Origin of the sequence: Bifidobacterium dentium JCM 1195 = DSM 20436 (genome assembly GCF_001042595.1) — a bacterium.
GTDB lineage: Bacteria > Actinomycetota > Actinomycetes > Actinomycetales > Bifidobacteriaceae > Bifidobacterium > Bifidobacterium dentium.
In genome coordinates this window covers 2,421,738-2,436,890 of record NZ_AP012326.1, presented here as the reverse complement: position 1 = coordinate 2,436,890, position 15,153 = coordinate 2,421,738, and the positions used below count along the sequence as shown (strand labels likewise).

The window sequence follows — 15,153 nt, the reverse complement described above, 5'->3', positions numbered from 1 at the left end:
CCGCTGAAACCCATCCAAGCAGGTTGCCTACTGCCGTGCCGAAAGCGTCTTCGGTAGCAGGCAACCTGCGCTGGCGCTCTCGTATTCGCTCGGATCGGTGTATCCGGCCCATTCGCTCGGCGGGAAGATGATGTCGGAAATCGAAATCCACTGCTCAAGCAGGTTCATTGAATCGTCGCCCAGCCAGCGGTACTGCAGACCGTCCATCGCGCTCATGGCAAGCGTGTACAGGTCGTAGAAGCGCTCCTCGTCGACGTACTCCGGCAGTATCCAATTCATGGAGCAGATCATTTCCCAGTTGCGCATATGGCGGCCGATGAAGAAGCTGTGTGCCGGGTGTTCCGGGCTGAGCGCCTCACCGTTGAGTACGGAATAGAGTTGCACCATTTCCGGACGCTGCAGGTTATAGCGAACGATGTTCAGGCAATATCGGGGATAATAGTAGACGCGATGTCCGTCAGCGTCGATCACCGCAGCGGTCACGGCATTGTATTCATCTGCATCCGGAGTGTCATAGCCTTCGGAAAGCACCATGTTGAGCAGATCGTCTTTCGAGGAGATGTAGTGGTAGAGTGCGGCTTCGGTGATGCCGAGCTCGTCTGAGATATCCTGCAGCGACATACCCCAGAACCCTTTGATGGCGATGATCTTGGCTGCGGCCTGCAGAATCTGCAGATGCCGCTCTTCCTGACTCATGCGCTTGCGTTTTTCAAAGGTTTTCTTTGACGTGGTGTCACGTGCGGTGATGCTGGTGCTGGAGGTGTCCGGGCCAGAGCCGGATTGGGCTTCCAAAAACTGAGACCACGCTGCAACGCTCATTGCCCCTCCTCCTTTGCAAAATGGCGCGAAGATTGCCGGATGACGCATTCGTCAATTCTTTTGATTATATCCGAAATCCGTCGAAATACTTGAAAATCTACGCAAGACAAGACTACAAATTTTGTAGGACAGTATGCTTACGGCATCATGGATGATGACCATCTCGTGATAAGGGGTGTTGATGGCGGGAATCAAAGATGTTGCGGTGCGCGCGGGGGTCTCCATCAGTACGGTTTCGTATGTGATGAGTGGCAAGCGTTCGGTGCGGAATGAAACCAAGATCAAGGTGATGCAGGCCGCCCGCGAGCTGAACTATTTTCCCAATGCCGGTGCCCGCATGCTGCGTGGGGAAAGAACGCGGCTCGTCGCGCTGAGTTCTCCGATGAGTGACGAGACGGCATATGGCGATTGGTCGCCGTTCTTTTTCGGGGTGGCCCGTCGCCTGCGCCATTATGGCTATGACGTGTTGTTGCTGATGGGTGAGGATGAGAATGAGGATTTGGTGCGCATGTCCGACTCCGGTTTGGTGGATGGAGTACTGCTGTTGGATGTTGCTATGAGCGACCCGCGTGCCCGCGCGGCGAAGACATCCCGGGTGCCAGTCGCATCGATTGGATGCCCTGACGATTTGGATGGAGTCTATGCGGTGGATTTGGATTTCGAGCAGATGGGGGAGATGGCGGTACAAAAACTGATGAAGGCCGGGCATCGTCATGTACTGTTTCTCGGTGCGAACTCCCATGCATACGAGCAGGGCGTGAACTTTCTGATCCGTACGCGTGATTCGGTGCGGATCTGTGCTGAGAAGGCCGGTATGCGGCTGACGTGCGATGTAATCGATACCGGTGACGCTGATGAGATGGAATGTGTGGTTGAAAGGGCCTTTGCTTCGGATCCGCGGATAACTGCGGTGCTCGGGCAAGTTGGATTAATCGCGATGTCGAATCTCAAGTCGGCCTTGCAATCGCGTGGTTATGACATTCCGAAGGATATCTCCGTCATCCAGTTGGGTGCCTTCGGTCAGGCGTCAGTGATGAATCCACCGCTTGATGAGATTCCGCTGAGGCCATACGCCACCTGTGCCCGTGCGGTGGATGTGTTGATGGAGATCATCGAGGGGAAGCGTCGGATGTCCGAGCAGGGGACAAAGGAGCTGATTGAGGTGAAGTATTTGAGTCGAGGTTCGGTGCATGACGTTTCGAAAGGCGTGTGATATTTCTCTGCCCGTGAAGGAAGGCGGCGCAATCGAATGTGCCGCAAGCTTTTTTGTCGAAAATTGTCGAAACGATTCGACAATGAAGGATAAGGCCTTGTACCCTGAAATCGTAAACGTCCACGGCATGGTGAGGAAGCCATAGGACGAGCAAATGCAGGGTTGCTTGTATACGCGCATTCGCGGCGGTTACGCGCGATTTACGACGGAATCGTCATGATTGTGGACGTTTGCATGCTCGTGACAATAGCTACGAAAGGACAAGGTGAGGGAAGATGCGTAGTGTCGGAAGAAAACTCGTCGCGGCGTGTGGCGTGCTTGCCATGGCATGCACGATGGCGGCCTGCGGCGGTGACACCGCAAGCGATGCTGATGACAATTCGCTGATGACGGTCGAGGTGTTCGACCAACTGGCGAACTATCAGGGCGAGCAGAAGGGCTGGTTCGCCAAGGTCATCAAGGACAAGTTCAACATCAAGCTCAATATCGTGGCTCCGAACGTCGCAGGCGGCGGCAACACGCTGTTCGATACCCGCGCGGCTGCAGGCAATCTGGGCGACATTGTGATCATCGGCTCTGGCAGCGGTCAGGCCGAAAAAGTGGTCAAGTCCAAACTCGTCACTGACCTGAGTTCGTATATCAAAAACACCAAGTATCTCAAGACTTATCAGGGGGCCATCGATCAGTTGACGAAGGATGCCAACCAGGAGAGCGGTATGTGGGGCATTCCGACCTCGGTATCATCCTTGTCTCCGACCGAGTCCAGCGAAGGTGTCGAACCGACTTTCGGCCCGTTCGTACGTTGGGATTACTACAAGGAGATCGGCTACCCCAAGGTTGCCACGCTTGAGGATCTGCTCCCGGTCCTCAAGCAGATGCAGGACAAGGCGCGCGAAGAGACCGGCAGCGATGACGTCTACGCGCTGAGTCTGTTCAAGGATTGGGACGATCAGGCCATGCAGAATGGCTTCCAGCTTCCGGCGTTCTATGGCTATGCCGAAGGGACCGGTTACGTGATGAGCAATGCCGACGGTACGGATGCTCAATCGCTGATCGACGAGAATGGCGTTTACGTGCGTGCGCTGAAGTTCTATAACAAGGCCGAGCAGATGGGCCTGGTTGATCCGGAATCCACCACGCAGAACTACGACACCATGTATTCCAAGTACAAGGAAGGCAAGATCCTGTTCTCCTTCTGGCCTTGGCTCGGCCAAGCGGCCTATAACACGGACGCCCATAAGAAGGACGGTAAGGGTTTCATGATGCTGAGCATCGATGACATGAAGATCGCATCCAAGGGTGCCCAGCCGAACGGCACCACCACGTTCATCGGCGTCGGAGAAAAAGCCAAGAACAAGGAACGTCTGGTCAAATTCATTGATTGGCTTTACTCGCCTGAGGGTATCCAAGCTGCGGGTTCCCAGACCAATGGCGCTGCCGGGTTAAAGGGTCTGACCTGGGACATCAAGGACGGCAAACCGGTACTTACCGATTTCGGTGTCAAGGCCATGGGCGGCGAAAGCGTCAACGTTCCGGAGGAGTACGGCGGTGGCGGTTACTCCGACGGCGCATCCCAGTTGAACGTCTCCACCGTGCTCAACAAGGACATCGATCCGAGAACCAACGCGCCGTACAACTATCAGATGTGGGATTCCGAACTCGCCAAGCGTGATACCGCACTCGACAAAGATTGGCAAGAGCATATGGGCGGTGCGCGCACGACCATGGAGTATCTGGAGCAGAGTGGCAAACTCGCGGTCATTCCGGGCGCCTCGTACACCACTCCGGATGAAGACTCCGTGATCTCCACCACCCGTGGACAGCTGAAGACCGCCGTGGTGAACGCCTGCTGGCAGGCAGTGTTCTCCAAGAGCGATGACGAGTTCAACTCCATCTGGAGCAAGATGCAGAAAGAGGTTGACGGTCTCGGTTACAAGAAGGTCTATGACGTCGACATGAAGAACACCAAGGATATGTTCAAGGCGCGTCAGGCAATCGAAAAGGAGTATGCGAGCCGTGAGAAATAGCCCGGTATCATTCGAGGCAAAAGCCACCTGAAACGTGAGGGTCCCGGCCTATTGGCCGGGACCCTCACGCTGTGCCGCTCGCTATGAGCCTATTTGGCGAACGTCCTACGCATCCACGCGGCAGCCAACTGCGGCCACACCTGCACGCATTCCTCGATGCCGTGGACACCCTGCCATGCCGTTTCGGCGGTACCGAGCGACAGGCCATGGCCGCCGCTGGGGAACAGGTGCGCCTCGACACTGACGCCGGCCTGCTTGCAGGCATTGATGAGCATAAGCGTGTTCTCATACGGTACGCAGTCGTCGGGAACGGTATGCCACACGAACACCGGCGGCGTCTTGGCATCGACATGCTTCTCGATGGATACGGATTCGAGTGCTTCCGGGTCGGCCTTGCGTTCCCCGAGCAGCGAATCGAAGCTGCCGCGGTGTGCGAGCGGGCCGGACGTGATCACCGGGTAGGCGAGCATCAGGCCGTTCGGACGCACCGCATCCGGATCGTAGCCGTGCGCCGCGATCACCTCGTCACTGGCGGAAGTGGCGAGATTTGCGGCGAGATGGCCGCCTGCGGAAAAACCGATCACGGCGATGGCGTTCGTATCGACATGCCATTCGGCGGCATGTTCGCGAATCTGCTTCATCGCTTCGGCCGCTTCCAACAGCGCAACCGGAAAGACGGACGGTTTCACGGAATATCGCAGGACGAAAGCGTTGTAGCCGGCCGCAAGAAACTGCATTGCAATCGGCTCGGCCTCACGGTCGGACGTCATCTCATAGCCGCCGCCGGGAATCACCAGCACGGACGGGCGTGCGTAATCCGGGATGACTTCTTCGCTGTTGCCAAGGCAATATCCGACGAACTTGGCGGCGGTGCCGTCAATGCCGGAAATCTCATGTTCGAAATACTGCATGGATCCATCCTATTCGTAAAGTCAATTCATAAGGGGGCGCATGGGTGACGTGATGTCGTCCATGCGCCCCGTTTCAGCCGTTTGGCAGCTACTTGGCTGCCGTTCGGCCATCAGAAGGTGACTGCCACCTCGACCAACTTGGTGTCGTCGGTCGGGACCGGCACGACGTTGCCTGCAAGCTGCTCGCCATTGACGCTCACCGTGCGCTCGCCGGTGCGCTTCATGGCAATGCGGTAGGTCACGCCACGGAACACACGGGTCACGGTCAGGTCGGTGAACTGTTCCGGCAGATGCGGTTCGATAGCCAGACCGTCGAGCGTCGGGCGCACGCCCAGCAGATACTGGGACACGTCCACGAACGTCCATGCGGCGGTGCCGGTCAGCCAGGAATTCTTGCCTTCGCCCGGGGTCGGGGCCTCAGGGCCGGCCACCATCTGGCAGTAGACGTACGGCTCCACCTTGCGGATGTCGGACTTGTCTTCCACGTAGGCCGGGCAGTTGCGCTGGTAGACCGCGAAGGCCTCCTCGTTGTTGTCGGCCAGCGCATTGGCGATGGAGATCCACGGGTTGTTATGGCAGAAGATGCCGCCGTTCTCCTTATAACCGCGCGGATAGGACGAGATTTCGCCCAGCTCGATGCGGTAGGTGGAATAGGCCGGGGCAAGGATGGCGGTACCCCAATCGCAGGTCAGCTTGTCCTTCACGGACTTCAGGGCCTGCTGGGCCTTGCCGTCATCGAGGCCGATGCCGGCCATCACGCACATGCCCTGCGGTTCGATGTAGATCTGGCCTTCGGTGTCTTCGTGCGTGCCGACCTTGCGCGAATAGGCGTCGTAGGCGCGCACGAACCATTCGCCGTCCCATCCGGCGGTTTTGACCGCTTCGGAGACCTGGCCGATTTCGGCGCGCACATTGGCTGCCTCGGAGGCGATTTCGGCATCGGTCATGCCGGTGAGCTGACCGTAATGTTCGATGATGTCGGCATACTGGCCGCCATACAGCACGAACATGCCGCCGATGAACACGGATTCGGCAACGCCGGTGTCGTTGTTCTCCACGGTCTGGAAGCTCTCGCCCGGAGTGTCGGAGAAGCAGTTGAGGTTCAGGCAGTCGTTCCAGTCGGCGCGGCCGATCAGCGGGATGCCATGCGGTCCCTTGTGCGTGATGGTGAAGTTCACGGAGCGGCGCAGGTGCTCGAGCAGCGGCACTTCGGAGCCTTCCACGTTGTTGAACGGCACCGGCTCGGTCAGAATCGATGCGTCGCCGGTCTCGGCGAGGTACGCATTCACGCCGGCCACGAGCCACAGCGGGTCATCGTTGAAGCCACCGCCGATGTCGGCATTGCCCTTCTTGGTGAGCGGCTGATACTGGTGCCACGCGGAACCATCCTCCATCTGGGTGGAGGCGATGTCGATGATGCGCTGGCGCGCACGGCCCGGAATCAGGTGCACGAAGCCGAGCAGATCCTGGTTGGAATCGCGGAAGCCCATGCCGCGGCCCATGCCGGACTCGTAATAGGAGGCGGAACGGGACATGTTGAAGGTGACCATGCACTGGTACTGGTGCCAGATGTTGACCATGCGGTCGAGCTTCTCGTCGCCGGATTCCACGCTGTAGGTGGTCAGCAGTTCGGTCCAGTAGGTGTTGAGCTCCTTCAGGGCTGCCTCTACCTGCTCGACGGTGGCGAAGCGGCGGAACAGTTCATGCGCCGGCTTCTTGTTGATGATGCCTACCTTGGCCGGATCGTTCGGATCCTCCCACTTGTCTTCCTTGGCGACTTCGATGTAGCCCAGCACGAATACGAGCGACTTGGTCTCGCCCGGCTTGAGCTCGAGGCGTACGCGGTCGGCGGCGATCGGGAACCAGCCGTGGGCCACGGAATCGTGGGCCTGGCCTTCGGTGATGACCTGCGGAGTGCCCCAACCATTGAACTTGCCGAGGAATTCGTCACGGCTCGTGTCGAAGCCGACGACGGGGGAGTTAACGGCAAAGAACGCATAATGGTTGCGACGTTCCTTGAATTCGGTCTTGTGGTAGATCAGGGTGGCGTCATCCTGCTTCTCGATCTCCACTTCGCCGGTGGACAGGTTGCGCTGGAAGTTGGAGGAGTCGTCGACTGCGTTCCACAGGCACCATTCCACGGAACCGGTCACGTCGAGCACGACCGGTGCGTCGGTGGTGTTGGTCACGTCGAGACGGTTGACTTCGGCATTGGTCTTCAGCGGCACGAACGCGGTGAGCTTGGATTCGATGCCGTGCTTGGCGGCTTCGAACACGGTGTAGCCGATGCCCTGACGGCACTTATAGGAGTCGAGCGGCGTCTTGCATGGCAGGAAGGTCGGCGACCACGTGTCAATCGGCTTGGCGTTGACGGCGTTGGAGTCCATAAGGCTCAGATAGTAGTTGCGCGCGCCGTTGTCGCCGGGCACGTTGTTGTAACGGTAGCGGGTGATGCGACGCAGTTTGGCGTCCTTGTAGAAGGAGTAGCCGCCGCCGGTATTGGAGATCAGGGAGAAGAAGTCCTCGTTGCCGAGGTAGTTGATCCATGGCAGCGGGGTTGCCGGAGTTTCGATTACATACTCGCGGGCGGAATCATCGAAGTGGCCGTACTTCATGGGAATCCTTTCAGACTGCTTCGTTGCGGCTTCTGGCTGCGGGCGTGGGCATACGCGGGGCGGCGTTGCGCGCGGCTACGGCCAGTGTTCGTTGGTTATTGCGTTTCCCCATAAGGATACCACGTTATTTATAACTTTATAAATAAGTGATTCGACCGTGTTGCGTGGGCTCGTTCCGACCTCATTCCGTGGTGTTCTGGGAAAAGCCGAATCGTAGGAAAGGGGAATCCGAATCCCATAGAGGCGAAAATCCGAATCGCCGGCATGGCGGAGGCGGGCACGGGCGGACGCCGGTAGAGTAGGGGTAAAAGACATGGAGCGACACGAAGGAGCGCTGGTATGGCCGAAGAAGGCACCATCATGAAGTCAAAGCCGGTGGATGACGATCTCAATGCCAAGACTCGCGCGCTGTTTGACGCATTGCACCGCGCAACGGGCGAATTCGCCATGTTCGGCCATCAGAACGAAACCAGCAACGTAATCGGCGAGCATACCGACTCCGATGTGCATGCGGTGACCGGTTCCTACCCGGCTGTGTGGGGCAACGACTTGGGCGGCGTCGAGCTGGACCGGAACCGCAATCTCGACGGATTCGGAGCCGAAGCCATCCGAAACGAAATGCTTCGAGCCTTCAATATGGGCGCCGTCAACACGCTCAGCTGGCATTCCGCCAACCCGCTCACCCTCGGCGGTTACGGCCATAACATGGCCGAGGGCACTGTCAAAGCGGTGCTGCCCGGCGGTGAAGCGCATGAGAAGTTCCTCGGCTGGCTCGACCGCATTGCCGCCGCGCTCACCACCGTCACGGACACGAACGGCGAACCGATTCCCATCGTCTTCCGCCCGTTCCATGAGCATACCGGCGACTGGTTCTGGTGGTGTACCGGTTCTCCCGCACGTCCGACCGACACCACGCCCGAACAGTTCGTCGAACTGTGGCGCATGACCATCGAATACCTGCGTGACGTCAAGCATGTGCACAATGTGCTCTACGCCTACTCGCCCGACCGTAGCCGCATCGATATGAGCACGCCGGAATCGTTGGAGACCGGTTATCTGTATGCCTATCCCGGAGACGACTATGTCGATGTGCTCGGCTTCGACGATTACTGGGACATCGCGCCCGCCGAGAAAAGCGCGGAGGATCCGCAGGCCCGCCATGCCGATCTGATTGCGATGCTTACATTGGTCGGTCGCCTCGGCAAGGAGCGCGGCAAGCTGGCCGCGGCCACGGAAGTCGGTTCTCCGGGAATATTCGCCGACTCGTACGTCTGCGATTCCCACGATCTCGCCATCATCGGCGCCAATGATGACGCTGCGGCCGAAGAGGGTTCAGCGTTGTCGGATTCGCCATGGACGAAGTATCTGCTGACCGCCGCGCTCGCCAACGAATACGCTCGCCGCGCACTGTGGTACTTGCCGTGGCGCAATGATCCGGATGCCGCCGGCACTGGAGCATACGGCACGCCCGTTGCCGGTTCGCGGTATGCCGATGATTTCAGACGATTCGTCCGTCACGACTTCATGCGTCTCGCCGACGCCCTTCCGCCTCTGTATAGGTGAGCGGTTTGCCGTGTAGGGTCCCATATGTGGTCAGATCCATGATCTGAACCACATATGCTGAGCCGTTGGGCCGGTAGTCCGGTGGACTGCCGGTAGGTGAAGTGAGCGGTTTGCCGCGTAGGGTCCCATATGTGGTCAGATCCATGATCTGAACCACATATGGGACAGCCAGAATTCGTAAGGCACCGGTATCGCCGTCCAGATCGGGTAGAAGAAGGCCGAAACCAGTACGATCAACATAAGGCCCAGTCCGACGGTCAGACGATAGGTGCCGATTTCCGCATGCGTGTGCAACCAATCAAGCACGTAACAGATCGCAAGCACGATCCACGGCAGAATCACAATCGAATAGAACGTGAACGTCGTACGATTCAGATACTGCGCCCACGGCAGCCAACCGCCCAAAAAGCCGGCCAAAACCGCCCAAATTCGCCAATAGCCACCATCTTCGCGGGTAGTGCCGCCACGAATACGCCCGCGCACCAGACCGGCGATGGCGATGATGATCGCCGTCACCGTGCACAGCGAGCCCGCCCACCAGATCAGCGGATTGCCGAGCGACGTGATCGCTGCCACGCATTGCGAATCCGGCGCCAACGAACACAGTCCCGGATGCTCGGACAGCTTCTCCCAATAAAAACTGGTCGGCCTTACCTGCAACGGCCAGGTAAGCGGGTTCGCCTTGTAGTCGTGCGGCGCGTCGAGCGTGGTGTGGAATTGCCACATCTGCGCATGGTAGGCCACAAAGGAACGCAACGATTCCGGCAGCCAGGTCACACCCTCGCCGGGATGATTCGCGGCCCAATCGTGCATATACGAGTCGGCATGCAGGAACCAGTTGAGCCATCCGCCCAAATAGGTAAGCGCGTAGATCGGCACCATGTAGCAGGCCGCCACGAGTCCATCCTTCACCAAACCGGTCGTGAACCATGCGCGATAGCCGATCCGCCGGCGCTCCCACGCATCCCACAGCACCGAGATTACGCAGAACACAGCGAATAGATATGTGCCCGACCACTTCACGCCGGTCGCCATGCCGAGCAGGAAGGCCGCACCTACGCGGTACCACGACAAGGCGATCATCGGTCCGCGTCGTTGCAGTATCAAGCCGCGCCTTCCCGGCTTGAAACGTGCCGTACGGGCGGCCGCATCAATCGCATATTGCCGTCGCAGCCGTGCACGGGCCCAATCGCGATGCATCAACATCAGCGAAAACGCTCCCAAGGCGAACACCATGATGAAATTGTCGAGCAGGCCGGTGCGGCTCATCACGATGCCGAGACCGTCCAACGACATGAGCAGGCCGGCAATCAGCGCAATCGGCAGATTGTGGAACAGGCGCAAGGCCACGCGGGTGATCAGCACGATGGCGACGACACCGGCAACGGCAACGCTCGCACGCCAGGCGACGGGATTGTCGGCGCCGCCGAACAGTTTCAGCCCGGCCGCGATCATCCACTTGCCGACCGGCGGATGCACCACATATTCGGCCGTATTAAGCCAACGGTCGGTGTCGCCGGCTGCGAACAGTCGGTCGATTTCGACATCCACGCCGTCGATGGTCACCAGTTTCGGCCAATCGCGCGCCTCGCCGGTGTTCAGCATGGTCCACGCGTCTTTGACGTAATACGTTTCGTCGAATACCACCGCGCGAGGGGAGCCAAGTCTCACAAAGCGCAGGATTCCGCCGAAAGCGGCCACAAGAATCGTCATCAGCCATGCGAAAGGCCTGGAGGCGGTCCAACGTGGTTCAGGAGAGGCATCGGAGCCGTCACGTTGATGCCGCCGTCGTCGGAGTGCGGCGTATCGCGCATTCGCCTTGACCGTCTGTATACTCATCGTCGCCTCATTTCGCCCGCAAGACATGCCCTTGGATACACAGTAGGAGATACTGGAAGATATGGAGAGCATACAAGCGCAATCAACACAGGAGCCAACCGAATTCACGGACGGGACGGATGACGGCGGCCGGATTACCGCCGCCGGCGCGCTCGATGCGTTGGTGGACGGCGTCGGCATTCCGCGCGGTACGGTGATTCTTGCCGCAACGCCGATCGGCAATACCGCCGATGCCTCCGCCCGACTGATTGCGCTCATGGAAGGAGCCGACATCGTCGCGGCCGAAGACACGCGCCGCCTGTATGCGCTCGCCAACCGTCTCGGCATCCATGTGTCCGGTCGTGTGGTCGCCTATCACGACCATAACGAGCGGGATAAGGCCGACGGTCTGCTCGACCAGGTCGAAACCGGTGCCACCGTGCTGGTCGTCTCCGATGCGGGCATGCCGACCATCAACGATCCGGGACTGGCCATCGTGCGCCGCGCTATCGAACGCGGCCTGCCGGTCACCTGCGCGCCCGGCCCCTCTGCCGTACTGGATGCGCTCGCATTGTCCGGCTTGCCGACCGACCGCTTCTGCTATGAGGGATTCCTGCCACGCAAACATGCCGAACGCGTGCAGCATCTGCGCGCACTGCAGTCCGAGCGCCGCACCATCGTGTTCTACGAGACCCTGCATCGCATCGACGACTCCATGGCCGACCTGCTGGAAGTGCTCGGGCCGAATCGGCGCATGGCGTTGTGCCGTGAACTGACCAAGGACTATGAGCAGATCCGCCGTGGAACCATCGCCGAAATCCACCAAAGCGTCATCGACGAGCCGCCTCGCGGCGAAATGGTACTGGTCATCGCCGGTGCCTCCGATGAGGAGGCCGACGCGGCCGCGCCGGCCTCGCTATCCGTAGAAGATCTGGCCGTACTGTCGATCGACCGTGCGCAGGAAGACAATCTGCGCATCAAGGACGCCATTGCGCAGGTCGTGGCTGAGCATCCGCTGGCCGACGGTTCCCTCGCCAATCGCAAGCAGGTCTACAACGCAGTGCTCGCTCTCAAAGGCTGATGGCGGAGTCGGCCCGGCCATCCAGCGAATCGAGCAGTATGCATAACGCTTCGCCTACGCCTGGGCCGCCGACCTGCCCGATATACTCCAGCATCGCCGGACTGGCCGCCGGATTCGCCACCAACCACTTGCGTAGCGACGGAGACTCCCGCGCGATATGCCAGAGCACTTCCGGGTCGGTTTCCGGACTGCAGGCGATGAGCGGCGTCAATTCGAGTGGCGGGCGTGGCGGCTCCACCAGAGCCCTCGGCTTGGGCTCCGGCCGGTACTCCGGCGGACTTCGATGCCGCTTATTGCGCCGTCGGATGCTCATTGGCTCCGCCCGCAATCCCGTGAAACAGGGTGCGTGCCTGCGACGCATTCCTGATATGCCGACTCTGCTGCAGCGCCTGCAGACAGTCGTCGGGCCGGAAACGATATTCCTGCATGAGCATGCAGATCACTTCATGCATGACGTCTTTCGTCTCGTCGGTGGCGATCAACGCCAGATCGCAGGCGGTGCGTACCGGCGTGGTCGTGCGTACCGGACCGACCTGAATGACATGGTCCGGGGGTGCCTTGCGATTGAACACCCGCACCTTTCGCCCGTGCCGCAACGTGCGGAAATGCGATGAGGACAGAATGTCAATGGTTTCCGGAAACAATCCGCCCAGCCACAGCCATGCGGCCGTGAAGCCGCAGGCTACGGCATTGCGCGGCATCACGGTCGCGACGATGGTGGCACGGCCATACAGCGTGGTCGAATCCTGCAACGTATAGGCATTGGCACTGTCGAGTTTGCACAGTGTGCCGAAATCGGCCAATCTGTTGAGATTCATCGGTCCCGGCAGATCGCCGTCGCGCAGCAGCGGTGCGAGCGGTCCCGTGGCAAGCGTCATTGCGATATCCATGACGGTACCGTAACGGATGGCCGGCGTCTGCGCCATCGACTTACGAAAATCCGTGGATATGTGGACAACGATTGTTTCATCATACAACAATGTGCATAATCAGGGGGATTGCGCACTGACGTGGTCGTCATGCGAGCATAGGTACGCTGCAGAGCCTTCCTGTCGCTATCTGAGCCGATAATCGTGCCTTATGAGTCATATTTTGGTGAATGTTGCTTGGCCGTATGCGAACGGCCCCCGTCATATCGGCCATGTCGCCGGCTTCGGCGTGCCGTCCGACGTGTACGCGCGCTACGAGCGCATGAAGGGCAATGACGTGCTGATGGTGTCCGGCACCGACGAGCACGGCACCCCGATCCTGGTGGAAGCCGACAAGGAAGGCGTGAGTGCGCAGGAACTCGCCAACCGCTACAACCGTGTGATCGCCAAGGATCTGTGCGATTTGGGCCTGAGCTACGATCTGTTCACCCGTACCACGACCGGCAATCACGAAAAGGTCGTGCAGGAACTGTTCACGCAGTGCCTCGAGAACGGCTATATCTATAAAGGCACGCAAAAGGTCGCCATTTCGCCGTCTACCGGACGTACCCTGCCGGACCGTTACATCGAAGGCACCTGCCCGATCTGTGGCTCCGACGGTGCCCGAGGCGATCAGTGCGATACCTGCGGCAACGAGCTCGACCCGGACGAGCTGATCAATCCGGTATCCAAGATCAACGGCGAAACCCCACGCTTCGAGGAGACCGAACACTTCTTCCTCGACCTGCCGGCGCTCGCCGAGGCCAATCTCGCATGGCTCAAGACCCGCGAAGGCTGGCGTACCAACGTCATCAACTTCTCCATCGGACTGTTTAAGGAAGTCAAGCCGCGTGCCATCACGCGCGACATCGACTGGGGCATTCCGATTCCGGTCGCCGGCTGGATCGACAACCCGAACAAGAAGCTGTACGTGTGGTTCGATGCCGTGATCGGCTACCTGTCCGCATCCATCGAATGGGCCCGCCGCAAGGGCGAGCCGGACGCGTGGCGCGCTTGGTGGAACGCCCCGACCACTCCGGGCTACTACTTCATGGGCAAAGACAACATCACGTTCCACTCCCAGATCTGGCCGTCCGAGATGCTGGCCTACAACGGTCAGGGTTCCAAGGGCGGCGAAACCGGCAAGCTCGGCCCACTGAACATGCCGGAGCAGGTCGTGGCATCCGAATTCATGACCATGGAAGGCAAGAAGTTCTCGTCCTCCCGTGGCATCGTGATCTACGTGAAGGACATCCTGTCGCGCTACCCGGTTGACGCCGTGCGCTACTACATCTCCGTGGCAGGTCCGGAAAGCTCTGACTCCGACTTCACCTGGGCCGAGTTCGTGCGCCATAACAATGAGGAGCTCGCCGCCTCCTGGGGCAATCTGGTGAATCGTGTGGCCAACCTCATGAACAAGAACTTCGGTGAGATTCCAGCGCTTGATGAGGCTTCGATGACCGATGAGGACCGTGCCCTGCTGGCCGAGACCGCAGGTGCCTTCGACTCCATCGGTTCGCTGATCGAGAACCATCGCCAGAAGAATGCGCTGTCCGAAGCAATGCGCGTGGTCGGTGACATCAACAAGTACATCTCCGCCACCGAACCGTGGAAGATCAAGGATAATCCGGCCCGTCTCGGCACCGTACTGCATGTCGCCGCCCAGGCCGTGTCCGATGCCAACCATCTGCTGGCTCCGTTCCTGCCGCACTCCGCGCAGAAAGTGTGGGAGGCGCTGGGCGGTACTGGCACGTTCTCGCCGTTGCCACGTCTTGAAGAGGTTGAGGATCTCGACAAACCGGGCTTCATGTACCCGATTATCACCGGTGACTACGAGATGGGCGAGACCGTGCATCCATGGGCTTCCGAACCGATTGTGGCCGGTACCCCGGTACCGAAGCCGCATCCGATCTTCGCGAAGATTCCGCCGGAGGCCGTTGAGGAAGAACTCGCCCGCTTCGATGCCGAGCTGACCGCCCGCCGCGAGGCCGAGGCCGCCCGTCTGGCTGCCGAGAAGGCCAAGCTGGAGGGCTGAGTCGGATTGAAGCCTGATCCGCTCTTCTGACGAGAACACGATTCCGGAAAACTTCGCTTTTCCGGGATCGTGTTGTTATTTTCGTGCCCAATGGGTATCCACCTCGGAGGCACCCATTCTTTATGGGGATGGAGCCATTGGGATTCCGCCATTCCTTGGCGTA

11 protein-coding genes are annotated in these 15,153 nt (G+C 59.6%); 5 read left to right on the top strand and 6 right to left on the bottom strand.

The window, feature by feature from the left end; translation table 11 throughout:
- Nucleotides 1-27: 27 nt before the first annotated feature.
- Nucleotides 28-819, bottom strand: a complete 792-nt coding sequence (locus BBDE_RS10155; protein WP_003838318.1) for a TetR/AcrR family transcriptional regulator — start codon at nt 817-819, stop codon at nt 28-30.
- Nucleotides 820-1,000: 181 nt separating this feature from the next.
- Here BBDE_RS10155 and BBDE_RS10150 point away from each other — a divergent pair, with 181 nt between their 5' ends.
- Nucleotides 1,001-2,032 carry a LacI family DNA-binding transcriptional regulator gene (locus BBDE_RS10150; protein WP_003838320.1) on the top strand — a complete coding sequence of 344 codons (1,032 nt, stop codon included), beginning with the start codon at nt 1,001-1,003 and terminating at the stop codon, nt 2,030-2,032.
- Between the two features lie 275 nt (nt 2,033-2,307).
- Nucleotides 2,308-4,059, top strand: a complete 1,752-nt coding sequence (locus tag BBDE_RS10145) for a type 2 periplasmic-binding domain-containing protein (protein WP_012902570.1) — start codon at nt 2,308-2,310, stop codon at nt 4,057-4,059.
- A gap of 89 nt (nt 4,060-4,148) precedes the next feature.
- Here BBDE_RS10145 and BBDE_RS10140 read toward each other — a convergent pair whose 3' ends face one another.
- A complete protein-coding gene (locus BBDE_RS10140) occupies nt 4,149-4,970 on the bottom strand; it encodes an alpha/beta hydrolase (protein ID WP_003838328.1) in 822 nt (273 codons plus the stop codon).
- A gap of 110 nt (nt 4,971-5,080) precedes the next feature.
- Nucleotides 5,081-7,585: a GH36-type glycosyl hydrolase domain-containing protein gene (locus BBDE_RS10135; protein WP_003838332.1), complete on the bottom strand. Its 2,505-nt coding sequence runs from the start codon at nt 7,583-7,585 to the stop codon at nt 5,081-5,083.
- Nucleotides 7,586-7,924: 339 nt separating this feature from the next.
- On the opposite strand from BBDE_RS10135, the gene BBDE_RS10130 reads away from it, so the two are divergent.
- Nucleotides 7,925-9,148, top strand: a complete 1,224-nt coding sequence (locus tag BBDE_RS10130) for a glycoside hydrolase family 26 protein (protein WP_003838337.1) — start codon at nt 7,925-7,927, stop codon at nt 9,146-9,148.
- Between the two features lie 135 nt (nt 9,149-9,283).
- Here the strand turns inward: BBDE_RS10130 and BBDE_RS10125 are convergent, their stop codons facing one another.
- Nucleotides 9,284-10,861: a dolichyl-phosphate-mannose--protein mannosyltransferase gene (locus BBDE_RS10125; RefSeq protein ID WP_033489346.1), complete on the bottom strand. Its 1,578-nt coding sequence runs from the start codon at nt 10,859-10,861 to the stop codon at nt 9,284-9,286.
- A 187-nt stretch (nt 10,862-11,048) separates the two neighbouring features.
- Here BBDE_RS10125 and rsmI point away from each other — a divergent pair, with 187 nt between their 5' ends.
- Nucleotides 11,049-12,047 (top strand): 16S rRNA (cytidine(1402)-2'-O)-methyltransferase, encoded by a 999-nt coding sequence (gene rsmI, locus BBDE_RS10120; protein ID WP_003838339.1) that lies wholly within the window; start codon nt 11,049-11,051, stop codon nt 12,045-12,047.
- Here the strand turns inward: rsmI and BBDE_RS10115 are convergent.
- Both BBDE_RS10115 and BBDE_RS10110 read right to left on the bottom strand, forming a co-directional pair.
- Nucleotides 12,037-12,285: a variant leucine-rich repeat-containing protein gene (locus BBDE_RS10115; protein ID WP_033489334.1), complete on the bottom strand. Its 249-nt coding sequence runs from the start codon at nt 12,283-12,285 to the stop codon at nt 12,037-12,039. The two genes, rsmI and BBDE_RS10115, sit on opposite strands and share 11 nt — an antisense overlap.
- Before the next feature lie 52 nt (nt 12,286-12,337).
- Entirely contained in the window at nt 12,338-12,973 is a 636-nt protein-coding gene (locus tag BBDE_RS10110) for a hypothetical protein (RefSeq protein ID WP_003838341.1), read from the bottom strand.
- A 154-nt stretch (nt 12,974-13,127) separates the two neighbouring features.
- Here BBDE_RS10110 and metG point away from each other — a divergent pair, with 154 nt between their 5' ends.
- A complete protein-coding gene (gene metG, locus BBDE_RS10105; protein WP_003838342.1) occupies nt 13,128-14,990 on the top strand; it encodes a methionine--tRNA ligase in 1,863 nt (620 codons plus the stop codon).
- The last annotated feature ends 163 nt before the right edge of the window (nt 14,991-15,153 follow it).

Coding starts and splice junctions, on each gene's coding strand:
- BBDE_RS10140 (WP_003838328.1), bottom strand. CDS start 4,970: ATGCAGTATTTCGAACATGAGATTTCCGGCATTGACGGCACCGCCGCC.
- metG (WP_003838342.1), top strand. CDS start 13,128: ATGAGTCATATTTTGGTGAATGTTGCTTGGCCGTATGCGAACGGCCCC.
- BBDE_RS10145 (WP_012902570.1), top strand. CDS start 2,308: ATGCGTAGTGTCGGAAGAAAACTCGTCGCGGCGTGTGGCGTGCTTGCC.
- BBDE_RS10155 (WP_003838318.1), bottom strand. CDS start 819: ATGAGCGTTGCAGCGTGGTCTCAGTTTTTGGAAGCCCAATCCGGCTCT.
- BBDE_RS10130 (WP_003838337.1), top strand. CDS start 7,925: ATGGCCGAAGAAGGCACCATCATGAAGTCAAAGCCGGTGGATGACGAT.
- rsmI (WP_003838339.1), top strand. CDS start 11,049: ATGGAGAGCATACAAGCGCAATCAACACAGGAGCCAACCGAATTCACG.
- BBDE_RS10125 (WP_033489346.1), bottom strand. CDS start 10,861: ATGACGATTCTTGTGGCCGCTTTCGGCGGAATCCTGCGCTTTGTGAGA.
- BBDE_RS10135 (WP_003838332.1), bottom strand. CDS start 7,585: ATGAAGTACGGCCACTTCGATGATTCCGCCCGCGAGTATGTAATCGAA.
- BBDE_RS10150 (WP_003838320.1), top strand. CDS start 1,001: ATGGCGGGAATCAAAGATGTTGCGGTGCGCGCGGGGGTCTCCATCAGT.
- BBDE_RS10110 (WP_003838341.1), bottom strand. CDS start 12,973: ATGGCGCAGACGCCGGCCATCCGTTACGGTACCGTCATGGATATCGCA.